We start from the raw sequence: 23,625 nt of genomic DNA, 5'->3' as shown, positions 1-23,625 counted from the left end.
GTCACAGACCATATCCCGCCACTCGCCACCCAACCGACTGAAAGCCGTCCCTATACGAGCAAAGCGACACGCTTGCAAAGTGGATCATGACACACGCTTCCACGCTGGCCTATAAGTCGCCTGCAGCGGTCCGCGGTCCGGACCGCGGACCCGTCGTCCACGGTCGCTGTAGCCAGCCCGTTCGGAAGCCGAATGCCGCGAGCTGTGACGGCCAGAGCATGAAGCGTGAATTCGTCGCAGCCGATGCCCATCCGTTGACGAGAGATCTCCACGTGGCGCCCTCAGGGGCCGACGATGACGCCCGGACTCATGGGTTCGTCGGGGCCGGGGCGACCAGCCGGTTGGCCTGCGACTCCACACAGCCTGCGGAGAAGAGGAGGCGGTCGGTGGAGTCGCTGTAGCGGTGCGCGGCCTCTTGGTCGCAGGCGTCGGGATCCATGGTGGTTTGGCCGTAGGCCCTTCCCGCCTTCTCGATCTCGTCCGGCTGGGTCGCCGAGGAGGCAGGGTGGTGGAGGAGCAGGCCTGCGATCACGACTGCGGCGAGCAGGCCTACGCCGCCGAGGAGCGCGACGACGGTGAGCCGCCCGTTCCGGGGTTGCTGCCGGCCCTCTGGCGCGGGGACTGCGGGCGGCGCGGGGAGGCGGCGTTCTTGGGCGTACGTGATGCGCCAGATCATGGCGATGGCCAGCGCTCCCGCCGCGCAGCGGACCGGGGTCAGCGCTAGCGAGATGTTCAGCGCCGTGTGGTCGCCGGCGGCCGAGGAGGCCACGCCGGCGATCTCACCGCCCGCATAGGCCACCCACCACGCCGTCACCAGGCGGGTCGAGGGGGCCACGGCACTGCGCCGCCAGATCTCCCGGACCATCGCGTACGGGACCCAGAAACTGGCGATCGGCACGACGTAGCCAAGGACGTTCCAGCCCTTGGTCCAGCGCTGAGGCGGTCCGCCCATCCGATCGACGTTGTCGTAGGCGCGCAGCTGCCACCACAGGAACCCGAGCGCCGTCACCAGGGTCATCACCCCGCGGCTGAGGGTGGAGGCCGGGTCCGGCCGCCCTCCGTGCAGGTCGAACCCGATCGAGGCGAAACCGCCGACCAGATTGACCACGACGGCGGCCGTCGCGGTCCTGGCGGGAGTCCTACCACCAGGCAGCCGGTCTGGATGCAGTGCAGGTGGATTGTCCAAAACGCACCCCGAGAGGAGGAGTGATCACAACGCGGCGCCGAATCTTCTCCCGAGCGATCGCCGTCGGTCAATACATCCGGTCACCGGCAGAGCAAGCCGCCGCTGATGTTGGGTCGGTCGAACAGGATCAGCCTCGGTAGTGGCTTCGACCTTCCGGCCGCCATCGGCTCAAACTCCAGGTTCCTCGGCGCTCTCCTGATGCGGCGGCGATGGCGGCGGCGGTGGCTGCGGTGGCGGGGTGGCGGTGGTGGTGGTCAGTGGCAGGTTGGGTCGGTGGTGGGGAGGGCGCCGGTTGCCAGGTAGGCGTTGACCTTGGCTTCTACGCAGAGGTTGCCGTACTCGCCGTAGATGCCGTGGGCGGTGACGCCGCTGAGGGTGAGGAGGCGGGAGCCGGTCAGGGCTCGGTGCATGGCCTTGCTGCCTTCGTAGGTGGTGGCGGTGTCGCCGGTGGAGGACACGATCAGCGCGGGGGTGGGGTTGGCGATCTGGGTGGGGTGTTCGCGGGGCTTGGTGGGCCAGAACGCGCAGGGCCAGAGGTTGTTCTTCAGGGGGCCGAAGAGGGGGTGGCGCTTGCGGCTGCGCTGGATGTCGTTCCAGTAGGTGTCGGGGTTGTGGGGAGCGGCGCGGTCGCCGCAGGTGATCATGGCGGACGGGCTGGCGAGGGGTGAGCCCGCGGTGGTGAGGGTGAACGAGAGAATGCCGCTCAGGCCGGCGCCGGGGGTGACGGGTCGGCCGTGGGCGGCCTTGTTCAGGGCCTGAACGGTGGTGGCGAACTCGGCGCGGGCGGGGGTGCGGTCGTCGCCGGAGCCTACGGAGAGGATGTACGGGATCAGCTGGTCGTCCACGTCGTACTGGCCGATGCGGAGGGGGCGCTTCGCGGAGGCGGCGACGATGGCGTTCACGGTGGAAAGAACGCGGGCAGGGGTTGCGCCCAGGCCGTAGGTGGTGTGGCGGCGTGCGGCCCACTTTGCCCAGCCGCGCAGGGCGTTTTCGGCCTCGGGCTCGGTGCCCTGCATGGCCTTGGCGCCCCACTTGCTCGGGTCACCCGCGCTGTCCAGGACGACGCGGTCGGTACGCCCGGGGAACATCTGGGTGTAGACGGCCCCCAGATAGCTGCCGTACGAGATGCCGAGGTAGGAGATCCGGCGTTCGCCCAGGGCACGGCGCACCAGGTCGATGTCGCGGGCCGTGTCGCGGGTGTTGATGTACGGGAGTATGTCGGCGTAGCGCTGCGCGCAGCGGCTGGCCAGGTCGCGCTGGACCGCTGCCTGGTGATCGAAGCCGGCGCGGGTCGAACCTGCCGAACGGAGCCACATGCCGATGGGCCAGCCGCAGTCGAGGGGCGTACTGCGTCCGACGAAGCGCGGGTCCAGGCCGATGAGGTCGTAGCGGGCGGCGAGGCCTTTCATGGCCGCGCCCGTCTCCAGGGGCATGCCGAGAGTGCTTTCGCCCGGGCCGCCGTAGTTGAGGACCATCGTGCCGATGCGGTGGGCGCGGTCGGTGGCGGGCAGGCGGGACAGCGCCAGCTTGATCTTGCGGCCGCTGGGATTGGAATGGTCGAGCGGGACGGTGAGCTCCGTACAGCGGGCGCCTGCCTTGTCGAGGTCCCTGCCGGTGGTGTCGTCGGGGCCTTGGGTGCAGGGTTTCCAGGTGAGCGGGGGAGGGCCGGCGGTGGCGGCTGCTTTGGCCAGGGGCGTTGCGGCGGTGGACAGGGCGATCAGCGCGAGGGCGGAGATCAAGGGGCGGCGGGTTCGTGTGAATGTCGTTCTCATGGCCGGGGACGCTATTTCGGCGGGGCGGCAGGGGCGATACAGCGGGCCGCACGTGCCTTGGTACAGCCAGCTGTAGTGCCAGGTCGGGGGCCGGGTGCCGGATAATGATCTGCCTGTTGGTGTTCGCTCGGAGGTGTTCATGCGTGCCCGTACGGCGGCCTACCTGTTGAGCACGCTGGCCACCTCCGTCGTCACGGTGATCGCGTTGCCGGTGCTGCTGGTCGTACCGCCCGCTCTGCGGGGCTGGGCGGAGTGGCATCGGCGGCGGGCCGGTCGGTTGCTGTTGCTCGGCGTTCCGGCTGGTGAACGGTCTGCAGAGCGGTCAGCAGAGCGTTCAGCGGGGCCGTCGGCGGGGCGGCCGGGGGCCGGTGGACGGTCGGGTGACCGAGGGTGGTTGATCTGGCGGCGGGATCTTGTTTGGGCGCTCGCGCACGTCGCCGTCGGGTTCCCGTTCGGGCTGGCGGCCTTGCTGTGCCTGGGCAACATCCTGGTCGCCGCGGTGGCGCTGACGTCGTGGTGGGCGTTTCCCGACGATCAGCGTCCTACGTTGTTCTCCGTTCTCGATGTGCATGTGAACGATTGGGCGACCGCGCTGGTCGGGGGCGTCGTTCAGATCGCGGTGCTCGGTGCGGTGGCCTGGTGGGTGTTTCCGGTGTTGGCGCGGCTGCACGGGCGGCTGTGCGTGGCGATGCTCGCGCCGTCGGCCCGCGAACGGCTCACCGAGCGGGTCGACGTACTGACCAAGAGCCGGGTGGGCGTGGTCGACGCGCACGGCGCGGAGCTCCAGCGGATCGAACGCGATCTTCACGACGGGACGCAGGCACGCCTGGTGAGCATCGCCATGCAGGTCGGCCTCGCCCGGGAGTCGCTCGCCGATGATCCGGAGACGGTGGCGGCGCTGCTCACACGGGCGCACGAGACGGCGGAGGAGGCGATGGTCGAGCTCCGTACGGTGCTCCAGACGATCTACCCGCCGATCCTCTCCGACCGCGGGCTGGACGGTGCGCTGGCGTCGCTGGCCGCGCGTTCGAGCGTGCCGGTGCGGATCGAGCTCGCCGAGCTGGGCGCGCTCCCGGCGGCTGTGGAGGCGGTGGCGTACTACGTGATCGCCGAGGCGCTCACGAACGTGACCAAGCACGCCGCCGCCACAAAGATCGTCCTCCGTGTCGAGCGTACGGGCGGCGACGTGCTGTCCATCGAGGTCACCGACGACGGGAAGGGCGGAGCCGGCGAGGCCGGGGGAACGGGGATCACCGGCATGCGGCGCCGGGTCGCGGCCCTGGACGGGACCGTTCGCCTCGACAGCCCGCCCGGCGGCCCCACCACGCTCGCCGTCCAAGTCCCGTGCGGATCATGACCGTTCGGGAGGAGCCGTGGGCGCGGTGATCGTTCGGGAGGTGCGGTGGGTGTGGCGATCGTTCGGGAGGTGCCGTGCGGGTTGTGATCGCTGAGGACAACGTTCTGCTGTCCAGCGGGCTTGAGCTTCTGCTGGCGGCGAAGGGCTGCGAGGTCGTGGCGGTCGTCGGTGACGGCGAGGCGTTCCTCGAGGCCGTCGCCGAGCACCGACCCGACATCGCCATCGTGGACGTACGGCTGCCGCCCTCGTTCCGCGACGAGGGGATCCACGCCGCGCTGCGGGCCCGCCGCGAGCACGGCGCGCTGCCGATCCTGGTGCTGTCGCAGTACGTCGAACGCGAGTACGCAGGCGAGCTCCTCTCCGACGGCCGCGGCGGCATCGGCTACCTCCTGAAGGACCGCATCGGCCGGGTCGGTGAGTTCGTCGACGCCCTGCGTCGCGTCGCGGCCGGCGGCACCGCCATGGATCCCGAAGTGGTCGCCCAGCTTCTCGCGCGTCGCGGCGGCGATCCCTTGGACAGCCTCACGGCCCGCGAACGGGAGTCGCTCGCCCTCATGGCGCAGGGTCACGACAATGCCACGATCGCTGAGCGGATGCGCATCTCCGACAACGCCGTTCACAAGCACATCGGCAACATCTTCGCCAAGCTCGGCCTCTCGCCCGACGACTCCGGCCACCGCCGCGTGCGCGCGGTCCTCGCCTACCTGGACGGCACGGCCGGAGCTGCCGCCCCTCCCGGCCCCGCCGCGGCGCCGGATGAGCGGCTTCGGTAGCCGGATGAGCGGGCTCGGCAGCCGGATTGGCGGGCTCGGTAGCCGGATGAGCGGGCTCGGTAGATGGAACGGGATGGAACGCCTCCTTGGTAGGGCCGCGTTCCACGCGTCCCAGCCCCCCGCTTTCATCTCCGCGGAGGAACGGAACCATGAACCACAGACCGGCCCTGTTCGCCACTTCCGCATGCGTCGTGGCCGCCACGGCGCTCCTCGCCGCGCCCGCGCAGGCGGCCACGACGTTCACCGTCTCGCCGGGCGGCAACTGGTCGGGGACGCGCGCCGCCGACTCGTCGGTCGGCATCCGGGACGCCGTGTCCAACCAGGTGACTCTCTGCTCTGGGCTGTCGGTGTCGGGCAGCTTCAAGTCCGGTACGGGACTCAGCGGCACCAACATCGGGGCCCTGAACAACATCTCGTTCACCGGCTGCAAGGCCGAGGGCACACCGGTCACCGTCACCGTGCACACCTCGGCCGCCAACCCGGCTCCGATCACCCTGACCCAGGAGTTCCCGGTCGGTTCGCAGACGTTCGTCGGCCAGGCCGCCAACGTCTCGCTGACCTTGGACGACGCGAACGGCTGCCATGCCGAGGTGGGAGCGAAGATCCTCAGCGGCGGAGGCCCGGGCTTCACGGGGATCGCGTTCCGTAACACCGACTCCCGGGTCTCGTTCGCCTCCGGAGGCAAGGGCCTGTTCGTCCAGACCGCGACGGCGCAGTGCACGACCGGCGACGACGGCCTGGAGATCAAGCAGTTCGACCGGATCTCCCTGGGCGGCTTCGGCGACTCGATCCTCAACTCCTCGGCGACCGTCACCCCGGCGCAGCGGATCAGTTCACCCTGACCGCCGCCCCACCTGACCCCGGCGGCCCTCCCCGGCCGCCGGCCCTCCTCCTGCCTGGCCCGTCCTCTTCACGCGAGGGCGGGCCAGGTGGCGCTTTACGAGGGCGGGCCAGGCGGCGCTTGGAGTCCGTTCAACGCGGCTACGAAGGCTCGACCACGGGCTCATGCGGAGCCCGGGCCGAACGCGGGGCCTTACTTGCCGAAGACGCCTCGGCGGCTGCGGCGGTGGGTGCCCTTGATGCGGACCGTGACGGGGGCGCCCGTGCCGTTCCGGCGGCCGAGGCGGAGCTGCGTCATGAGCAGGGAGAACGCGACCAGCAGCGCCGCCAGCCAGGCGATCTGGGTGCTCGCCATGCGCTGGAACGTGAGGTCTTCGGCGACCGGCTTCTCGTTGCTGCGCAGCTTGCTGTCGGGCGTGATGTTGGTCGACGAGGTGACCGGGGCCGCGACCGACGGCGAGGGCGCGGAGATCGGCGGGAGCGCGACCTGCGGGCTCTTGGTGCCACTCGGGTTGAACGTGCCGTTCGGCGTCGGCGGCACGTAACCGCCCGAGCCGCCGGAACCGGAGCCCGATCCCGAGCCGCCGGAGTTGTTGTTGCTGCCCGCGCCGCCACCGCTGCCGTTCTTGTCCTTCTTGTCGGACGGGCCCTTGCCCTTGCCCGGCGTCAGCGAGGGCGACGGGGTGGGCTTGGGCTTCGGCTTGGTCGGCGGTACGGGCGGGGAGGTCTCGTCCGGGTCGCCCTTGGTCGAGGTGAACGTGACCGAGGCGACGCCGCTGGTGACCGTCTTGCCGTTCTGCGTGAGGACGGCCGTGACCTTCACCTTGGTGGCGTTGTCGACGGCGGCCTTGGGCGCGGTGAACGTCTGCCGTACCGGGGCGGTGCCGCTCTTGAGCCCGCTGAGGTTGCAGCCGGACGACATGACGACCGAGCCTGCGGGGCAGACCAGCGCCTTGGTGGTGCCCGGGTCGCCGACGGTCAGCGTGACGTGCAGGCCGTCGAAGCCCTTGGACCCGGCGGTGACGCGGACGATCGCGGTCGCGGTCTCACCGGCCTTCATCTCGGAGTTCAGCACCGAGAATCTCATCGAGGCCGGGGAGGTCGGGACTTCCGACGAGGTCGACGGCGAAGGGGTCGGTGCTGCCATCGCCGGGCCGGCCCCGGCGGCCACGATCGCCGCCGCACCGAGACCGATGATGATCGGGTTGCCTGCCGATCGGGAGAGCACGCCCCCGCCACCTCCGTCGCGTCACCGTTGAGCGCCTGAGGCTCCCACTACCCCTGGGAGCACACACCAAATCATGCGAACACGGATCTACGGATCGAATCAACCCCAGTGTCCGAATCCCGTCTCTCAACTGAATTCTTCACGAAGATCCTCGACCTCGCCACGGGGTGCCCAGGCCTGCCACACTCCGTGGTCGATCCGATCCAGACCGAGTCTGGTCGCTACGGGCGCCCGCCCGCCGGCATACTCCACACGCAGCCACGTCTCGTGCTCACCGACGACCACGAAGGGCTCGCCGCGCCACGAGCACGTGGTGCGGATGTAGCGCAGCTCCTCCACCTCGTGCGCCGGAACGATCCGCCGGAACCGGCCAGCGCGCAGCTCTTCGAACCCGTCCGTCGGCTCCGGTGCGTACAGCCGAATCTCCCCGTCCGCGCCCGGCGCCGCCTCGAACTCCCGGCCGAGCCACCGCGCGACGTAGCCGTCCCGGATCACTGCCCGGCCTCCGAACGTTCCCCGGCCCCTCCGGCGGCGGCCTCCGCCTCGGGCCGCAGCCACGCCAGCCGGTCCGGGTCGTACATCGCGACGAACCGTTCCGAGCGGTCAATGCCCAGGTAGTACATCTCGGCCCCGTACGGCAGCCGGACGCTGTCCACTTTGTACTCGCGGATGGAACCGGCGCTGCCTGGCGCGAACCCGCCACCATGGAACGGCGGCCGTTCGATGACCCAGCCGGACTCGCCCCAGGCCTCCAGATCCTCTTCGTTCTGGCCGCCGAACGGGATGCGGTAGAGCTCCGAGCAGTACGCGGGCCAGCGAATCACGTAAACGCCATCGTCGGCAGGGGAGAAGGGCGACTCCTCATAGAGAAGGCCCAGCGCCTCGTACAGCTGAACCGGCGTCTGGAGGTCGGCCACATCCGCTGTGGGATAGACGAAGCCGCCCACGCGGTCATAGCCCTGCTCCAGGTACCAGGTGACATGCCCGTGCGGCACGACCTTCTGCATCACCGTGGGCTGTGCCGACAGTTCCGCCTCAGGCGTGGGCATCGGCGGCCGCGTCCGATAAGGCTGAGCGGTCGTCGCCTCACTCACGCGCTCCTGCACGTCCCCCGGAACGTCAGGGACGCTGTCCTCAACGGCAGGGAAGCCACCCTGCACGTCATCAAGCGCCCCGGGCACGACACCCTGCGGGCCGAGCAGCCCCTCTCGGGCCACGGCTCCAACGTCCTGCGCCCCCGGCAGCTCTTCCCGGATGCCGCTCGGCGCATCATCATGCGCCCCCGGCATCCCGTTCTGTACGCCAGGGAACCCGCCCTGCGATCCAGACGCGTCGTCGGTACCAGGGAAGCCACGCTCCCCGTCCCGCGGCATGGGCAGATCCCTGGGCAGACCGAGCGCACCAGGCGTCCCGTTCTGCCGCGCAGGCCCGGCCTCCTGTGAGCCCGGGAAACCACCCTGCGCGCCCGGGATGTCGTCCTGTCCGCCAGGGAAATCGCCCTGCGAGGCGGGCAACCCGCCCCGTGCGCCAGGCGCGCCGCTCTGCGAGCCTGGCGCGTCTTCGGCGCCGGGGAGACCGCGCTGCGGTCCGGTCCCGGCGTCCTGTGGCGCGGGCAGCCCGGGTACGCGGCTCTGCGGGTCAGGCGCTCCGCCTTGGGAGCCGGGCATGCCGTTCTGCTGCGCAGGCCCGCTCTCCTGTGCGCCAGGGAATCCAGCCTGCGCGCCCGGGATGTCGTTCGGTCCGCCAGGAAAGCCACTCTGCGAGGCGGGCAGTCCGTCCAGGGTGCCGGGCGCGCCGCTCTGTGAGGTCGGCGCACTGGGTGCTTCGGCGCCCGGGAAGCCGTGCTGCGGGCCGGGTACGCCGTCTTGGGTGCCAGGCTCTGAGCCTTGCGCGGCAGGCAGGTCTTCTCGTGCGCCGGGCGTGCTGCCTTGCACGCCGGGAATGTGGTCACGCGCGCCGGGCACACCACCCTGCGAAGCAGCGGCCTTGCCCTGGTCGCCTGCACGTGACGCTGGCACATCCCCGCCTGCCACGGATACGTCTCCGGGTGACGCGGGCACGTCCCCGCGTGCTGCGAGGGCATCCTCGCGTGCGCCGGGGGCATCCTCGCGTGCTGCGGGGGCATCCTCGCGTGCGCCGGGATTGCCGCTCTGGGGTTCGGCGCCGGGCAGGGTGCCCGGGGCGCCTACGCCGCCTTGTGGCGCGGGCACGCCGGGCAGGCCGCTCTGCGGCGTGGGCACGTCCCCGAGTGCACCAGGAGTGCCGCTGTGGGCCGTAGCGCCGGTCTGCGTTCCAGGTGCGTTTGGGAGGCCTGCCTGCGTGCTGGGGAGGCTGCCGTGCGCGCTGGGACGGTCGTCCGGGTCGCGCGGCTGAAGGAGGCCTACGCGGATGGCCCATTCGCTGAGGGCACGGACCTGGTCGCCGCGTAGGGAGGCACCGATGCGAGTGCCCGGGTTGAGGAGCATGGCCCATTCGTCGCGGGGCCATGAGCCGATCAGTTCGCGGAAGTCGGCGTACACGAAGCGTGACTCGGGCAGCACCTCGCGCAACCGTACGAGCGACGTGAAGACCTGCACGGCCGAGTCGCCGCGCAACGCGGCCTCCCAGCGGAACTCACGCTGTATCGGCGTGACCTCCAGGGGCGCGTCGATCGGGATCGGGACCAGGACGTTCGCCGCCAGCAGGACCCGCAGGAACGCGTCGGAGTCGCCGCTGAGGGCGGCCTCGTACAGTTCCTGGTCGATGCGGTTGCCCGGCTCGAAGATCGGTTCGGGCTCGGCGGCGGCCGGAGCGGCCGGAGCGGCCGGAGCGGCAGGGGTTGCCGGAGCGGCCGCCGCTGCGGGTGCGGCTGCCGGGGCGGGTGCGGCTGCAGGCGTGGCCGCAGGGGCGGGCTGCTGCGGCTCCGGTGGTTCTTCGGTACGGGGCGGGCCGCTCAACGCCTTGACCTGCTCGCCGGGCATGGTCGCGTCGATCGGCGTGCCCGGGTTGAGGACGAGCGTCCATTCGGCGTCCGGCCAGGCGGTCACCATCTCCAGGAGGCTCGGCATCACGAAGCGCGAAGAGCCGATCGCCTCGTTCATCCACTTGAGCGAGGTGAACACCTGGATGGAGATCCGGCCCTGCACCGGCACGGGCCGCCAGGGGAACTCGTCGTCCTCGGGCGCGATGCCCCACGGGGTCTCGGCCTCGGCGGGCACCAGGACCTGGGCGCCCAGGAGGACCTTGAAGAACGCGTCGGTGTCGCGGCGGCGGGCGGCGTCGAAGAGGCGCTGCTCCACGTCGTTCTGCGGCTCGAAGCGTTCGGCCATCCGGCGCGCGGCGCGTTCGTCGGCCCACTTGGCCAGGCCGGGCAGCTGACCGGCCTGGATCGTCCCGCCGGCGGGGGAGCCGGAGTTGACCGCGAGCGACCAGTTCAGGTCGGGCCAGTAGCGCAGCGCGGCGGTGAACGGGAGCTTGATCGCGTCCGTGCCGCCGCCGGATGTCGCGGCGGCCTCGGCCAGCCGTTCGGGCGAGGTGAACATCGGGACGACCGTGCCGCCGTCGCCCTGCGCGGTCTGCCAGGGGAAACCGGGCCGGCCCGGGCGCAGGGTGTAGTCCATGTCCTCGGGAACGGGGAGGAGGACCTCGGCGTCCGCGAGCGTCTGGAGGAACAGGTCGTGGTCGTTGGCCGCCGCGGCGCGCAGAAGTCCGCGCTCGACGTCGTTGGCGGGCTGGAACTCCGGCCGCCGCTCCTCGCGGGGCAGCTTGCGGTGCTGTTGCTGGAGCTCTTCCCAGTTGCTGTCGTCGGTCAGCGCCGGGGTGTCGACGAGGGTGTCGTCGGGGGAGGGCTGCCGCGGTGCGTCGGCGGGCCGTTCCGGGGCGGGCTGGTCTGAGGGACCGGCCTCGACCGTACGGGCGGCTTCGGCTTCCAGAGCAGAGGGCTGATCCGTGGGAACGGCGGGCTGGTCCGCCTCGGACTCGACCGCCTCGTGCGCGCCCGGGGCCCGACGGGAGCCGCGGTGGGCGCCCGGCTGTTCGGTGCCCGGCTGCTGTGGTTCGGGGCCCTCGGCGGCTGGCTGGGGCGCCGCGTGCGCGCCCGTGCCCGCACGGTCCGCGCTGTGCGCGCCGAGAGAAGGGGCTTGCGCGGCCGCTTCAGATGCCGCTGCCTCAGCTGCAGAACGTTCTGCCTCGGCGCCAGGACGTCCCGCATCCGCAGCAGGACGACCCGCGTCGGCGCCAAGGCGGCCTGTGTCAGCGGCCGAACGGCCCGCGTCGGCGGCAAGACGACCCGCGTCGGCGGCAGGGCGACCTGCATCGGCGGCAGGGTGGCCTGCATCGGCCCCAGGACGGTCTGCGTCGGAGGCAAGGTGGCCCGCATCGGCTGCGGGACTGCCTGCATCCGCAGCAGAACGACCTGCGTCGGTGCCAGAACGGCCCGCATCGGTGGCAGGGCGACCCGCATCGGCGGCCAGGCGGTCGGCTTCCGGGGTGGGCTGGCCGAACGGGGCGTCGCGCGTTCCGGAGTCCTCCGCACCCGGGCCCTTGGTGAGGGACACCTCGTCGGAAGGCTTGGCGGGCGGAGCCTCAGTAGGCGAGGCCAGCGGCTGAACCAGGGGCCGGGGCCCCGGCGGGATCGGGGTCTCGACCGGGCCCTGCGCCGAGGCCGGGGCCGGGGGCGACACCGGGGGCGAGGCCGGGGGCTGAGCTTCGATCTGCGGAGAGGAAGAAGGCTGAACGGGGGACTGAGGAGGTACGGGAGGCTGGGCCAGGTCCGCGACAGGTGACTGCGCGGAGACCGGTGGCGGGAGCGGGACCGGGGCCGCGGGCGGAGCCGGGGGAGCGGCGTGGCGGCCGGCCTGCGGCAGCATCACCTCGCCCTCGGTCAGCTGGCGGACGAACCAGGCGGGCAGGCGTCCCTCGATGGGGACCGAGACGGCGTCGGCGTTGTGGGCCGGGGCGTCGACCGCCAGCCACCAGGAGGGGTCCGGCCAGGTCTGCGCGAGGTCGGTGAACTTGAGCTTGAGGAAGTGCTGGTACGCCGGGCCGAGGCAGGCGCGCATGGCGGCGGCGGAGGTGTAGGCCAGCACGTGGGTGCGGCCGTCGTCCTCCTGCGTCGGCCATGCGGGCTGGGCCTCGTTCGCCAGGACGTCGTCGATCAGGTCCGGCGGGACGGGGATCACCAGTTCGCTCTCCGCCAGCAGACGGAAGTATGCCTCCTGGTCCCCGCCGAGCACGGCTTCCTCTAGCCGGCGCTCGAGCTCAGACGCGGGTTTCCACGCGTCGGCCACGGTCGCCACCCCCTGTTCCATCCCGTGCTGTCTCGTCCAGGTTACGGACCTGCTTACGCTACATGGGCGAACAGGACCAAAGCGTCCTATCGACGGGAGGGCCGTGCTAGCCGGCGATGCAGGCCAGGGCCTCCAGCAGGCGGTCGACGTGCTCGTCGGTCGTACCGATGCCGAAGCTCGCCCGCACCGCGGAGTCCTGGCCGCCGCCGCACCCGCCGCCGGCGTTCCGCTGGGCCGTCTCGGGTGCGCCCAGCAGGTGCCGTACGAAGGGGTGCGCGCAGAACTTCCCGTCCCGGACACCGATGCCGTACTCACCGGACAGCCTAAGCGCCACGTCGCGGGCGCTCCACCCATCGACCACCAAGGACACGATTCCTACCCTGGCGTTACCTTCTCCCCACAGAGTGAGCTCGCGCACACCGGGAATGGCGGCGATTCCTTGGCGAAGGCGGGCCAGAAGCCGCTCCTCCTCCCGTACGAGCGAGTCCCAGCCGGTGCCGGCGAGCGCCTCGCAGGCGGCGGCGATGGCGATCACGCCGAGCACGTTCGGCGTACCGGCCTCGTGGCGCGTCTCGGGGCTCTTGGCCCAGTGCGCGGTGTCGCCGTGGTCGACGACCGAGGCGCTGGCGCCGCCGCCCTTGAGGTACGGCTCGGCCGCGCGCAGCCAGTCGGCGCGGCCCGCCAGCACGCCCGCGCCGAACGGGGCGTACAGCTTGTGGCCGGAGAAGGCCACGTAGTCCAGGCCGAGCGCCCTCATGTCGAGCGGGCGGTGCGGAACGAGCTGGGCGGCGTCGACGGCGATGCGGGCGCCGTGGCGGCGGGCGACCTGGGCGAGCTCGGCGATCGGCCAGAGCTCTCCGGTGACGTTGGAGGCCGCGGTCACCACGAGCAGGCGCGGGCCCGCGGGGGCCTCGGCGAGCGCGCGGTCGGCGGCCGAGACGGCCTCGAGGGGGCTCGCCGGGGCGGGCAGCCGTACGGCGCGCTTCCACGGCAGGAGCGTCGCGTGGTGCTCGGTCTCGAAGACCACCACGGTGGTGCCGGCCGGAACGGCGTGCGCGAGCAGGTTCATCGCGTCGGTGGTGTTGCGGGTGAAGACGACCGCGTCCCGTTCCCAGGCGCCGAGGAAGGTCCGCACGGTCTCGCGCGCCTTCTCGTACGCCTCGGTGGTGACCTGCGAGGCGTACCCGGCGCCGCGGTGGACGCTGCTGTAGTACGGCAGTGCGCGAGTGATGGCCTCCTGCACCGCCTCCAGACACGGCGCGCTCGCCGCATAGTCGAAGTTCGCGTACGAGACGCTCCCACCATCGTCCAGAGGCACGAGAGCCCCCGCTCCGACCACCTGCGGCTCAACTGCGGCGGAGGTGACGGGGGGAGCCGTGGTGACCCGCGCGACGGGGACTGCTGTGGCGGTGGTGCGGGGGTGGGTGAGCGTGGCAGGCATGCGTACGACCTCTTCCGGGGTCCTGGGACCCCGTGAGGTATCAGCGGGATCCGCGCTTGCCGTGACGCGGTGTTGCGTCCGGCCCGGTCCTCACCCGGGGCACCCCATCGCGGACGAAGGGTTGCCGGCCAGCAAGCCGGGGCTTGACGCTGGCACTCATGACCTTGAAAAGAGGTATAGCCGGGCCACGCCGTTCCCGTCAAATCGGTCAGCGTGCCGCGGCTCCCCGCGGAGACCGTTGCGGAGGCCGTTGCGGAGGCCGTGCACGGCCCAATGCGGAGATCGTGCCGCGGTCCATGCGGAGATCGCCCCCTGATGCGGCAAGATGGGCCACTGCGTGATCAAAGGGGAGATGCGATGCGAATCGGGGCGGCGCGGGTGGCTGCAGGCGGGGCGCTGCTGTTCGGGCTGGGCGCGAGCGGGGCGTGCGGCGTGCTCGGCGGGGGAAACTCCGGCCAGGTGTGCGCGGACACCAAGGCCGCGTTCCAGCGGTACATCACCCAGGTGAGGGGCACGTCGGCGGCGGCGCCCGCGCAGTGGCGGCAGGCGACGGAACAGCTTGCCGGGCAGCTTGGAACGCTCGGGAAAAAGGCGAACGACTCGGATCTGAAGAAGACGCTCAATGACGAGTCGGGTCGGCTCAGCGCGGCCGCCGCAGGAGTCGGAAACGGCGACGTATCGCAGCTGAACTCGGTGATGACCGAAACGCCGCAGCGTATCGGGAAAGCCTGTTCCTGAAGTTTCGGCAAGCGTAACGAAGACATGAAAAGGAGGCCCGGCCGTAGCCGGGCCTCCTTTTCATTGGAACGTCCGGGACGTTCGTCAGCCGCGTGGGTCGGGCGGTTTCGTATTGCCGCCGTCTCCGCCGCCGCCACCTGGCTTGGTGGGACCGCCGTCGCCACCGCCGTCACCGCCGCTCGGCGGGGTGGTCGGCTTGCCGCTGGGCGAGCCGCCGTCCGGCGGGCGCGGGCCGTTGGTGTCGCCGGGGCCCGGCGTGGTCGGGTTGTGGGAGGGGCCGGTCGGCCGCGTCGAGGGCTGCTGCGTGTCGCGCTGCGTGGGCGCGCCACCGTAACCGCCGCTGGCGTAGGTCGACGGCTCGGCGAACGACTTGGCCTCGTAACCCTTGATCTCGATCGCCTTGGTCATGTAGGCGTTCCAGATCTGCGTGGGCAGCTGGCCGCCGTACGACGCGTAACCGGGGATGTTCAGCGCCTTGTTGGGGTTGTCGCTGCGGAACATCGCCACCGAGGTCGACATCTGTGGGATGAAGCCGTTGAACCAGATCGACGCGCCCTTGTCGGTGGTGCCGGTCTTGCCCGCGACGTCCCGGCCGTCCGACAGCTGGGCGCCGGTACCGGTGCCGCCCTCGACGACCTTGCTCATCGCGTACGTGGCGTCGTGCGCGGTCTGCGGGCTGAACGCCTGGTGCCCGTCCTCGGTGAACTTCTTGGTGTCGCCGTCCCCGTTGGTGACCGCCTTCACCGTGTAGGGCGTGTGGTAGGTCCCGTCGTCGGCGAACGTGGCGTACGCGCCCGCCTGCTGCACCGGGTGCGCGGAGACGGTGCCCAGCACGAACGACAGGCCCTTGTTGGCGTCGTTGGCGGTGAGCTGCTGCTTGGTATAGCCCATCTTCTCCGCCATGTCGGTGATCTTGCCGAGGCCGATCTCCTTGGCGAGGTTGACGTAGGCGGTGTTGACCGAGTGTTCGGTGGCGGTGACCAGGTTGATCATGCCGAACTGCTCGTTGCTGTCGTTGGTCGGGTGGTAGCCGCCGGGGAAGTACTGCGGGGAGCTGCCGTCGAACGTGCTGTTCAGCGTGACGTCGCCGCTGTCGAGGGCGGCCGCCAGCGCGATCGGCTTGAAGCCCGAGCCGACCTGGGCGGTGTCGTAGAACGTGCTGCTGGCCGCCTCGGTCAGGTAGTTGCGCCCGCCGTAGAACGCCAGCACCTGGCCGGTCTTCGGGTCGATCGACACCAGCCCGGTGCGGATCTTCTTGCTCATCCCGTCGGGGGTGTTGTCGGTGACCGCCTTCTTGGCGGCGTTCATCAGATCATTGTCGAATGTCGTGGTGATCTTCAGCCCGCCGCGGTTGATCTCGTCCTCGGTGTAGCCGCGCCGCTCGATGAGCTCCTTCTTGGCCACATTGATCATGTAGCCCTTCTGGCCCTTGTACACCTCGGTGATCGACTGCTTCTTCGGCATCGGGAACGTCATCGTCGCGACGTCGGCCTGCTTCACCGCGCCGTCGCGGACCATGTTGTTCAGCACGGCGTGCCAGCGCTGCTCGGCGGCGGGCCGGCGGTCGCCGGTCGGGTCGCCGAACGGGGTGGGCTGCTGGATCGCGGCGGCCAGGTAGGCGCCCTGCGCGGGCGTCAGCTTGCTGACGTCGGTGCCGTAGTAGGCCTTGGCGGCGGCCTGGATGCCGTACGCGTCACGGCCGAAGTAGATCGTGTTGAGGTACTGCTCGAGGATCCAGTCCTTGTCCTTCTCCCGGCCCACCTTCAGGGAGACCATGATCTCCTTGAGCTTGCGCGCCGCGGAACGTTCGGTACCGATGCCGCCGTAGTAGTTGCGCACCATCTGCTGCGTGATCGTCGAGCCGCCCTGCAGCTGCTCGCCGCTGGCCGTGGACCACAGCGCCCGCGCGGTGCCGCTCACCGAGACCCCGGGGTCCTGGTAGAAGCTCCGGTTCTCGGCCGCGATCACCGCGTCCCGCACGCCCTGCGGAACCTGGTCCAACGGCACGGCGGTACGGTTCGTGCCCGTCTTGCCGATCAACGTCTTGCCGTCGGCGAAGTAGAAGCTGGGCCCCTGCGCCACCGCCGACTTCTGCGGCGACGGCACGGGCGTGAACAGGTAGGCGATGGCGAACGCCGCGATCCCGAAGCCGAGCAGCCCCAGAATCGTGAACACGAACCGCCGCGTATACCGCGCCGCCCGGCTCCGCTTCTTCTTGGGCTTCTTCCCACCAGGCCCGCCAGGTCCCCGACCGCCCGGAGGCCTCCCCCCAGGAGGCCCACCCGCGCTAGCCGGCGTGGCAGCCCCCGCAGCCGCAGCGCTCGCGCCCTGCGCACCCGCGTCCGCAGCGCTCGCGCCCTGCGCACCCGCGTCCGCAGCGCTCGCGCCCTGCGCACCCGCAGCGCCCGCGCCCGCAGCCCCCTGCGCACTAACAGCAGTCACATCCGCGTCGCCGGTGCCCTGGGCGGTAGCCGAGCTCGCTGCCTGCGCGGCCGCCGCGTTCGCGTCCTGGGCAGGCGTTCCGTCGGCGCCTTCAACGTCCGCCGTACTCGCGCTCTGAGCAGTCGTCGCGCTCGCGCCCTCCGGGGTCGTCCCGTTCGCGTCCTGAGCAGGCGCCGCGTTCGCGTTCTCCGTGCCCGTCGCGCTTGCGGCGTCGGTGGCCGTCCCGTTCGCGTCCTGCGCGGCCGTCCCGTTCGCGGCTTCCGGGGTCGTCGCGTTCGCGGACTGGGAGCTCGCCGAACGCGCGTCCTGCGCGGATGCCGCCTTTTCGTCCTGAGTCGCGGACGTCATTTCGCCGTCGTCCGCCGTGGCGTTTGTGTCGTGGGTGGCCGCGGCCTTTTCGCCAGGTTCTGCGTCCTGGGCGAACGTCGCCGTGGCACCGGCCTTGTCCCGAGTGCCGGAATCGCTCGTTTCAACGTCGTCCGACCCGGTGGGCTTGCCGCCGTCCGGGTCCTTTCCACTGCTACTCACAAGCCCCCCGTGATTCTTTCGTTACCGACGATACCCGAGGGGCTCCGTGCTTTCGGCCGATCACTGCACACTCCCAAGCCGTCCCATGAATAGGACGATCGGCACACACGTGCGGTTGTCGTGGCCCATCTCACGGCCGTATCGGGTAAACCACCACCTACAACCAAAACGGCGGGGCACCCCACAGGGTGCCCCGCCGTCAAGGCGAGTTCTCGCCTACTTGGGGACGGTCCCCAGGATGTCGACCACGAACACCAGCGTGTCGGTGCCCTTGATGCCCGCCTCGGGGTTGCCGGTCTTGCCGTACCCCTCCTTGGGCGGCAGCACCAGCATCACGCGGCTGCCGATCTTGGCGCCGGTCAGGCCCTTGTCGAAGCCGGGCACCGTGCCGCCGGTCCCGACCGGGAACACCGCCGGGGCGCCCTTCTTCCAGCTCTCGTCGAAGACCTTGCCGTCCCGCCAGATCGCGCCCACGTACTGGACGACGGCCTGGTCGCCCTTGGCCAGCGCGGCGCCGTTCCCCTGCGCCAGCGTCTTGATCTGCAGCTTGTCCGGCGCGTCCACGCCCTTGGGAATGGTGATCTTCGGCGCGTTGCCGCCGGTCGGCGCGTCGACCTTGGGCAGGTTCTTGTCGCTGAACTTGGTGTCGGTCCCGTTCGCCGCGGCGCCCTTCGGGTAGGCGGAGAGCACGTCGACCACGAAAACGACCGAGTCGTTGTTGCCCAGGCCCATCTGCTGGCCCTGCTCGCCGAAGCCATCGGCCGGCGGCAGCGTCAGAACGAGGCGGCTACCCGCGGAGTGCCCCACGAGCCCCTTGTCCAGGCCCTTGAGTTCGGTCTTGCCGACCGTCATCGGCAGGACCTTCTTGGTCGCGTCGGTCGCCTTGAACGAGGAGTTGAGCTCCTTGTTCGTGCTGGACTTCCCGTTCCCGCCGGTCTTCGGGGCCCACTGGTAGAACGCGAACTTCACCAGGGCGGTGTCGCCGTTCGCCAGCTTCGGCCCGGTCCCCTTGATCGCCTCGTCGACGCTGAACGTCTTGCTGGGCGCACGGTTCTTGGGAATTGTTACCTTCGGCGCCTCGCCGAACTTGCCCGACACCTTGATCTGCGGCGTCGGCCCAAAGATCTTGCCGGGCCTGGTGGTGAGGTACGCCGTCCCGCCCACGATCACCAGAACGACCGCCACGGTGCCCGCGATCGAGGCCCGGCGGCGCTTCTTGGCCTTGGCCGCGGTCAGCCCGGAAGGCCGCGGCGCCCGCCGCTGGCTGCTCCCGCCGCCGCTGATCCCATGCGGGGTGAACTCCGGACTCCGGATGTTCTTGGCGTTCGGCAGCTTGGCCTTGACCGCCGGCTCGCCCCGGGGCTTGTCATCCTCGGCCATGTTTCCTCACTCGCTCCGGGTTCGACGACACCACGAAAGTGACCACCCTTCCAGCCCCGACCTAAGGGCAGCGTGAGAAACACGCAAAGGTGGCCATCCTGCAATCTACCGGCAGTCCCCAAGCCCCACCGGCCGCCGCCACCCTACCCCCCGCCTCTGAACGCCCCGTCACTCTCCGCACCGCCCCCGCTGGCCACACCCACCCTCAAGAGCCCCCGAAAGCCCCCTGGTTAGAGCAGTTCCGCTAGCGAAAAAGGATTCGCCCAACCGCCAAGACTGACCCACCCTGGGCCTCATGACGCTCTCCAAGTTGTCCTATGACGACGTCGCCTACTTGCTGCGTGACCTGTGCATAGACCTCGGCTTCTGCCTACCACCCGAAGACCAGGCAAGGCTTTGCGCATCCCCGCCGGCAGATATCGACTCGTTCACAGATGCCGTCTTCCAAGCCGAAGGCATGGACCCGCTCCTGCACAAGAAGCTTCGCCGCCGAGTCCGGGAGACCGTGGCGAAAGCTTTCGAGGCCGACTGACCCAGTGGGACCGGTGGGACTTGAACCCACGACCGCCTGCATATAAGACAGGCGCTCTCACCGGCTGAGCTACGGTCCCGTCCGGATCAGCTTGACCCGCGGTCTCCGTATCCCGCCAGCCCAATTTCCGAGCACGTCGCCGCAGCCGCCACACCTTTCCCAGCGTGCTCCGACCGTAAAACCTGACGCAATGTCAGTTTCAAACCGCCGGGACTCCCTAAGATCACCTGAAGATCCGAGACCCGGGGAGCTGGTTTGAGCAAGGACGTAGCGCCGGAACCCGGGCTTTCGCCCGAGAGACTGGCGTTCTTCACCGACGCGGTCGTCGCGATCGCCATGACCCTCCTCGCCGTCGAGCTGGAACGCCCAACCGAGAAAGACCTGGAGTCCGGGCGCACCCTGTGGGACTTCCTGGTCGACCAGCAGGGCTCCTACCTGGCGTTCGCGCTGGCGTTCATCCTCGTCTGGTCCGCCTGGCGCCGCCATCACCAGCTGATGGACCGCGTCGATCACCTCTCACAGGCGTTCGCGTCGTGGCATGCGCCGTTCCTGCTGACGATCGCGTTCCTGCCCTTCCCGACCGCGGTCATCGGCGCCTCGATCCACAACCCGATGGCGCAGACCCTCTTCGCCGGCACCATGGCGGCCATGTCGTTCTGCGAGGCGATCCTCAAGCAGATAGCGGTCAGCGCCGGCCTGGTCACCGACGACCCGGCGATCACCCGCCGCCACGCCGACGCCTCCTGGACCGTCTGCCTCTGGTTCCTCCTCAGCGCGGCCCTGGCCTGGATCTTCACGCAGGTCTTCGTCCTCTGGTTCTTCGCCCCGCTGGCCGCCGCCTACGGCGGAAAGCTCACCTCCCGCCTCCGCACCCTCCGATGACCTCCTCAACGAATGGCGCGCCGTAGCAGCAGCCCCTAACGCCGGCGTCCCGTCTCGTCCGCTTCTTCATCGGGCCAGTCGAGAATGTCCTGAGGCATGACGACAAGCCGCGCGTTGCCTTGGTGACGCTCCCACCCGGGTCACCGGGGTCGTACCGGATGTCGATCACATCTCCCGCATGCGGAACGTGATCGTCGCCGCCCATCTCGTTCGTGTCGAGCACCGAGCGCGCGGCCTTCCCATCCCGAGTGCTGAACTCGACCCTGACCCGCAGGTCCTTCCGCTCCCACCCGACACTGACGACCTTGGCCGGAGCGACCACACCGTTCCGCTCCAGTTCGACCTCGTCGGCGAGGTCGACCCCCGCCCACGTCCCCGCCACGGCTGCGCCGGCAAGAACCCCCCGCCGCCTCCAGCTTGTACCCCCGTCTCATATCTCTCGGACGGCCCGCCGGCCCGACCCGGTTGCACCGCTGACCGATCACGGTCACCTGCCCGCTCGCCCCGCCAGCCCAGGTTTGTGAGCTCTGCGCAGGGCGGCGGGCGCGGCGTTGTTCTTGACGGATCGTCCAATGCATGTCTACGGTTCTGGGATTGACTGATAATCAGTCAATCGGATGGAGGCTTCATGATCACACGTGGTCAGGAGAAGGCCGGTGCTCTGGTGGGGGCGGTGTTCTCCGGGGGTGCGCTGGCGGCTCACTTTCTGGTCGGCCGCTCGCTCGAGGAGCGGTTGGGGCTGGTCGCCGACCCCTGGTATCGGCGCGAGATCGGGACGGTCAACGCCGGGTTCTTGTACGGGTCGTTGCGCTTGTACAAGGGCGAGCGCGACATCACGTTCCTGCGTTCAACCGGCATGAGCGCCCTGCTCATGGCGGGGGTGCGGGCCGTCGCCACGCTTCGGGGTGAGCGGCGTGGGGCGTTGAGCTTCCTTGTCATGGCGGGCGACGTGGCGCTGGGGGCTGGGGCGGTTGCGGTGAGCCTTCTGCCGGAGCCGGGGGTGGATGAATGAAGGAGAAGATCACTGCGGAACAGCGGGTGTTGGCGGGCGGGACGCTGGCCATGGCGGGCGTCGCGTTCTTCGGGCACCTGGTGGCTCCGGGGGGAATGGCCGGGTACTTCGGGTGGCGCGAGGATCGCTGGTATCAGCGTGAGATCGGGGCGTTCAACGCCGGGCTCGGAATCGGCATGATCAGGGCGTTGCGCGGGCGGCCGGAGGAGGCATTCCTGGTGTCCGCCGGGGCCAGCGCGTTGCTGCTGGCGGCCACGCGTGCGGCGGCCGTGGCGAGCGGAGACCGGAGCGGGAAGCGCAACGTGGCCACCGTCGTGGGTGATCTGGTGCTGGGCCTGGGGGCGATCCACCAGGTCCGGGCGCTGGCTCGCGTTCGCGATGAGGCGGGGTGAGCCATGTTCCTGTGCCGGTACGAGACGGAAGACGGGGTGCGGCTGGGCGCGCGCCTTGATGGTGATCGTGTCGTCGATCTGACCTCCATGATCGAGGAATTGGGGGTCGGGGCGCCGGGGGATCCGGCGGCGGAATTCATCCGGGCTGGGCAGGCGGCCCTGGACGCGGCCTCCGAGCTGCTCACCCGGGCGCCCGAAGAGCTGGTGGTGCCACTTGAGGGGCTGCGGCTTCTGCCGCCGTTCCGGCCGGTGAAGGTGCGCAACTTCAGCGTGTACGAGGGGCACATCCGGAACGCCGTCCGTGCCGCGATCGAGCTGCGGGCGGGGCGGGTCGCCGCCGATCTGGCGGACAGGCTGGGGATCGCGAGGCCGCCACGGGCCTGGTATCGGCGGCCTCTTTATTACAAGGGCAACCACGCGTCCGTGATCGGGCCGGACGCCGAGATCGTACGGCCCTCGTACACCGAGCAGCTCGACTACGAGCTGGAGCTCGCCGTCGTCATCGGGCGGCCGGGCCGGGACCTGGACGCGGCGACGGCCCTGGATCACGTGTTCGGCTACACGCTGCTGAACGACGTGTCGGCGCGCGACGTTCTGACCGGCGAGCTGCTGTCGCGGATGGGACCGGCCAAGGGCAAGGACTTCGACACCGGGAACGTGATCGGTCCGTGGCTGGCGACGCGGGACGAGGTCCCCGACCCGCGGGCGCTGAACGGAGAGGTCCGGGTGAACGGGCGGCGGCGCGCGACCTGCACCACCTCGGACATGCGGTACTCGGTCGAGCAGATGCTCGTGGAGGCCTCGCGCGGGGAGACGCTCGTCCAGGGCGAGCTGATCGGCACCGGCTGCTGTACGTGGGGGTCCGGGCTGGAGCTCAAGACGTTCCTGCAGCCGGGCGATCTGGTCGAGCTGTCGCTGGGGCGGCTCGGCACGCTGCGCAATCGGGTAGCGGCGACGTGACTCGGGAAACGATCGTCGGCGCCGGTCTGCACGGCTCTTGAGAATCTGCACGGCTCTTAAGAAAAGGGGATCCATCCATGGCCAGACGATCAGTACCGAACGTTCTGGTGCGGCCCGAGGACCTGAACCAGTCCCCGCGGCCCGGCGCACCGGCCAAGCTCGCCCATGTCGTCTTCAAGACTCCACGCAGCGCCGAGATGGCGCGCTGGTACGCGACGGTGCTCGACGCGATGGTCGTCTACCGCGACCGCCGCCTGACGTTCCTGACCTATGACGAGGAGCATCACCGCATCGCGCTGGTGGCCCTGCCTAAGGCGTTCCGGATCCCGGGGCGAGTCTGGGCGCTGCACCGCAAGGTCTGGGGCTTCGACCACGTCGCGTTCACCTACGACAGCCTGCCGGACCTGGTCGCGACCTACCGGCGGCTCGCCGACGCGGGCATCACGCCCGTGTGGTGCATCAACCACGGCCCGACGACGTCCATGTACTACGAGGACCCGGACGGCAACCGGGTCGAACTGCAGGTCGACAACTTCAGTGGCCCCGCCGAGCTGGTCGACTGGATCCAGAACGGTGAGTTCGCGAGCAACCCTATCGGCGTCGAGTTCGACCCGGACGTGCTGGAACGCCTGCTGGGCGAAGGGGTGCCGGCCGAGCAGCTCCTCGAACGCGGATCCGCACCCCCCGACGGTCGCGCACCTCGCGCGGGCCTGCGCACCATCCGCTGGAAGACCCTCTAAGCACCGCGCCGAGGCCGTGCGCGGCCCGCCTCGAGGCCCGCCTCGAGGCCCGCCTCGAGGACCGCCTCGAGGACCGCCTCGAGGACCACCCCGAGGACCGTCCCGAGGCCTGCGGGGGCGGGATTGGGCCTTGACCGCCACCAAGTTACGGAATG

General features: G+C 70.4%; 20 protein-coding genes, 1 tRNA gene and 1 riboswitch. Of the genes, 11 read left to right on the top strand and 10 right to left on the bottom strand.

What is annotated here, in order from left to right; translation table 11 throughout:
• Positions 1 to 307: 307 nt before the first annotated feature.
• Both J4573_RS02650 and J4573_RS02645 read right to left on the bottom strand, forming a co-directional pair.
• Complete coding sequence (locus J4573_RS02650) at positions 308 to 1,108, bottom strand: DUF4328 domain-containing protein (RefSeq protein ID WP_208253555.1); 801 nt, start codon at positions 1,106 to 1,108, stop codon at positions 308 to 310.
• A 332-nt stretch (positions 1,109 to 1,440) separates the two neighbouring features.
• On the bottom strand, positions 1,441 to 2,958 hold the full coding sequence (locus J4573_RS02645; RefSeq protein WP_208253554.1) for an alpha/beta hydrolase: 1,518 nt from the start codon (positions 2,956 to 2,958) through the stop codon (positions 1,441 to 1,443).
• A 139-nt stretch (positions 2,959 to 3,097) separates the two neighbouring features.
• On the opposite strand from J4573_RS02645, the gene J4573_RS02640 reads away from it, so the two are divergent.
• The 3 genes from J4573_RS02640 to J4573_RS02630 all read left to right on the top strand — a co-directional run bounded on the left by J4573_RS02640 (position 3,098) and on the right by J4573_RS02630 (position 5,930).
• Positions 3,098 to 4,315, top strand: a complete 1,218-nt coding sequence (locus J4573_RS02640) for a sensor histidine kinase (RefSeq protein ID WP_208253553.1) — start codon at positions 3,098 to 3,100, stop codon at positions 4,313 to 4,315.
• A 74-nt stretch (positions 4,316 to 4,389) separates the two neighbouring features.
• Complete coding sequence (locus J4573_RS02635) at positions 4,390 to 5,088, top strand: response regulator transcription factor (RefSeq protein ID WP_208253552.1); 699 nt, start codon at positions 4,390 to 4,392, stop codon at positions 5,086 to 5,088.
• A 149-nt stretch (positions 5,089 to 5,237) separates the two neighbouring features.
• Positions 5,238 to 5,930, top strand: a complete 693-nt coding sequence (locus tag J4573_RS02630; RefSeq protein ID WP_208253551.1) for a hypothetical protein — start codon at positions 5,238 to 5,240, stop codon at positions 5,928 to 5,930.
• 191 nt (positions 5,931 to 6,121) lie between these two features.
• Here the strand turns inward: J4573_RS02630 and J4573_RS02625 are convergent, their stop codons facing one another.
• The 4 genes from J4573_RS02625 to J4573_RS02610 all read right to left on the bottom strand — a co-directional run bounded on the left by J4573_RS02625 (position 6,122) and on the right by J4573_RS02610 (position 13,864).
• Entirely contained in the window at positions 6,122 to 7,156 is a 1,035-nt protein-coding gene (locus J4573_RS02625) for a hypothetical protein (protein ID WP_208253550.1), read from the bottom strand.
• A gap of 126 nt (positions 7,157 to 7,282) precedes the next feature.
• Positions 7,283 to 7,651, bottom strand: coding sequence for a UCP033725 family protein (locus J4573_RS02620; RefSeq protein WP_208253549.1), 369 nt, complete (start codon positions 7,649 to 7,651; stop codon positions 7,283 to 7,285).
• Positions 7,648 to 12,444 (bottom strand): SseB family protein, encoded by a 4,797-nt coding sequence (locus J4573_RS02615; protein WP_208253548.1) that lies wholly within the window; start codon positions 12,442 to 12,444, stop codon positions 7,648 to 7,650. The genes J4573_RS02620 and J4573_RS02615 overlap by 4 nt, the downstream gene beginning before the upstream one ends.
• 85 nt (positions 12,445 to 12,529) lie before the next feature.
• The gene (locus J4573_RS02610; protein WP_208253547.1) at positions 12,530 to 13,864 is read right to left on the bottom strand and encodes an aminotransferase class V-fold PLP-dependent enzyme; all 1,335 of its coding nucleotides are present in this window, start codon (positions 13,862 to 13,864) and stop codon (positions 12,530 to 12,532) included.
• 47 nt (positions 13,865 to 13,911) lie between these two features.
• A riboswitch (SAM riboswitch) is annotated at positions 13,912 to 14,028 on the bottom strand.
• Positions 14,029 to 14,221: 193 nt separating this feature from the next.
• Here J4573_RS02610 and J4573_RS02605 point away from each other — a divergent pair.
• Positions 14,222 to 14,602, top strand: a complete 381-nt coding sequence (locus tag J4573_RS02605; RefSeq protein ID WP_208253546.1) for a DUF8711 family protein — start codon at positions 14,222 to 14,224, stop codon at positions 14,600 to 14,602.
• Positions 14,603 to 14,686: 84 nt separating this feature from the next.
• Here J4573_RS02605 and J4573_RS02600 read toward each other — a convergent pair whose 3' ends face one another.
• Positions 14,687 to 16,777, bottom strand: coding sequence for a transglycosylase domain-containing protein (locus J4573_RS02600; protein ID WP_208253545.1), 2,091 nt, complete (start codon positions 16,775 to 16,777; stop codon positions 14,687 to 14,689).
• Between the two features lie 457 nt (positions 16,778 to 17,234).
• On the opposite strand from J4573_RS02600, the gene J4573_RS55915 reads away from it, so the two are divergent.
• Positions 17,235 to 17,378, top strand: coding sequence for a hypothetical protein (locus J4573_RS55915; protein ID WP_208253544.1), 144 nt, complete (start codon positions 17,235 to 17,237; stop codon positions 17,376 to 17,378).
• 410 nt (positions 17,379 to 17,788) lie between these two features.
• On the opposite strand, the gene J4573_RS02590 is transcribed toward J4573_RS55915, so the two are convergent.
• On the bottom strand, positions 17,789 to 18,952 hold the full coding sequence (locus J4573_RS02590; protein WP_208253543.1) for an FKBP-type peptidyl-prolyl cis-trans isomerase: 1,164 nt from the start codon (positions 18,950 to 18,952) through the stop codon (positions 17,789 to 17,791).
• A gap of 295 nt (positions 18,953 to 19,247) precedes the next feature.
• Between J4573_RS02590 and J4573_RS02585 the strand changes: the two genes are divergently transcribed.
• A complete protein-coding gene (locus tag J4573_RS02585; protein WP_208253542.1) occupies positions 19,248 to 19,484 on the top strand; it encodes a hypothetical protein in 237 nt (78 codons plus the stop codon).
• A 5-nt stretch (positions 19,485 to 19,489) separates the two neighbouring features.
• Here J4573_RS02585 and J4573_RS02580 read toward each other — a convergent pair.
• A tRNA-Ile gene (locus J4573_RS02580) sits at positions 19,490 to 19,563 on the bottom strand.
• A gap of 176 nt (positions 19,564 to 19,739) precedes the next feature.
• Between J4573_RS02580 and J4573_RS02575 the strand changes: the two genes are divergently transcribed.
• Positions 19,740 to 20,366 carry a TMEM175 family protein gene (locus J4573_RS02575; RefSeq protein ID WP_208253541.1) on the top strand — a complete coding sequence of 209 codons (627 nt, stop codon included), beginning with the start codon at positions 19,740 to 19,742 and terminating at the stop codon, positions 20,364 to 20,366.
• On the opposite strand, the gene J4573_RS02570 is transcribed toward J4573_RS02575, so the two are convergent.
• On the bottom strand, positions 20,338 to 20,748 hold the full coding sequence (locus J4573_RS02570; protein ID WP_208253540.1) for a DUF3592 domain-containing protein: 411 nt from the start codon (positions 20,746 to 20,748) through the stop codon (positions 20,338 to 20,340). The genes J4573_RS02575 and J4573_RS02570 overlap by 29 nt on opposite strands.
• 246 nt (positions 20,749 to 20,994) lie before the next feature.
• Between J4573_RS02570 and J4573_RS02565 the strand changes: the two genes are divergently transcribed.
• The 4 genes from J4573_RS02565 to J4573_RS02550 all read left to right on the top strand — a co-directional run bounded on the left by J4573_RS02565 (position 20,995) and on the right by J4573_RS02550 (position 23,470).
• The gene (locus J4573_RS02565; RefSeq protein ID WP_208253539.1) at positions 20,995 to 21,378 is read left to right on the top strand and encodes a hypothetical protein; all 384 of its coding nucleotides are present in this window, start codon (positions 20,995 to 20,997) and stop codon (positions 21,376 to 21,378) included.
• Positions 21,375 to 21,770 (top strand): hypothetical protein, encoded by a 396-nt coding sequence (locus J4573_RS02560; RefSeq protein WP_208253538.1) that lies wholly within the window; start codon positions 21,375 to 21,377, stop codon positions 21,768 to 21,770. Before J4573_RS02565 ends, J4573_RS02560 begins: the two co-directional genes overlap by 4 nt.
• 3 nt (positions 21,771 to 21,773) lie before the next feature.
• Positions 21,774 to 22,730: a fumarylacetoacetate hydrolase family protein gene (locus J4573_RS02555; RefSeq protein ID WP_208253537.1), complete on the top strand. Its 957-nt coding sequence runs from the start codon at positions 21,774 to 21,776 to the stop codon at positions 22,728 to 22,730.
• A 77-nt stretch (positions 22,731 to 22,807) separates the two neighbouring features.
• Entirely contained in the window at positions 22,808 to 23,470 is a 663-nt protein-coding gene (locus J4573_RS02550) for a VOC family protein (protein ID WP_208253536.1), read from the top strand.
• Positions 23,471 to 23,625: the final 155 nt, after the last annotated feature.

Origin of the sequence: Actinomadura barringtoniae, from assembly GCF_017573505.1 — a bacterium.
In the GTDB taxonomy this organism is placed as follows: Bacteria; Actinomycetota; Actinomycetes; order Streptosporangiales; family Streptosporangiaceae; genus Spirillospora; species Spirillospora barringtoniae.
Note: the sequence above shows the minus strand (reverse complement) of the source record. Positions and strands in the feature narration are given on the sequence as shown.

Coding starts and splice junctions, on each gene's coding strand:
- J4573_RS02550 (WP_208253536.1), top strand. CDS start 22,808: ATGGCCAGACGATCAGTACCGAACGTTCTGGTGCGGCCCGAGGACCTG.
- J4573_RS02585 (WP_208253542.1), top strand. CDS start 19,248: ATGACGCTCTCCAAGTTGTCCTATGACGACGTCGCCTACTTGCTGCGT.
- J4573_RS02610 (WP_208253547.1), bottom strand. CDS start 13,864: ATGCCTGCCACGCTCACCCACCCCCGCACCACCGCCACAGCAGTCCCC.
- J4573_RS02615 (WP_208253548.1), bottom strand. CDS start 12,444: ATGGAACAGGGGGTGGCGACCGTGGCCGACGCGTGGAAACCCGCGTCT.
- J4573_RS02590 (WP_208253543.1), bottom strand. CDS start 18,952: ATGGCCGAGGATGACAAGCCCCGGGGCGAGCCGGCGGTCAAGGCCAAG.
- J4573_RS02605 (WP_208253546.1), top strand. CDS start 14,222: ATGCGAATCGGGGCGGCGCGGGTGGCTGCAGGCGGGGCGCTGCTGTTC.
- J4573_RS02630 (WP_208253551.1), top strand. CDS start 5,238: ATGAACCACAGACCGGCCCTGTTCGCCACTTCCGCATGCGTCGTGGCC.
- J4573_RS02565 (WP_208253539.1), top strand. CDS start 20,995: ATGATCACACGTGGTCAGGAGAAGGCCGGTGCTCTGGTGGGGGCGGTG.
- J4573_RS02645 (WP_208253554.1), bottom strand. CDS start 2,958: ATGAGAACGACATTCACACGAACCCGCCGCCCCTTGATCTCCGCCCTC.
- J4573_RS02555 (WP_208253537.1), top strand. CDS start 21,774: ATGTTCCTGTGCCGGTACGAGACGGAAGACGGGGTGCGGCTGGGCGCG.
- J4573_RS02560 (WP_208253538.1), top strand. CDS start 21,375: ATGAAGGAGAAGATCACTGCGGAACAGCGGGTGTTGGCGGGCGGGACG.
- J4573_RS02640 (WP_208253553.1), top strand. CDS start 3,098: ATGCGTGCCCGTACGGCGGCCTACCTGTTGAGCACGCTGGCCACCTCC.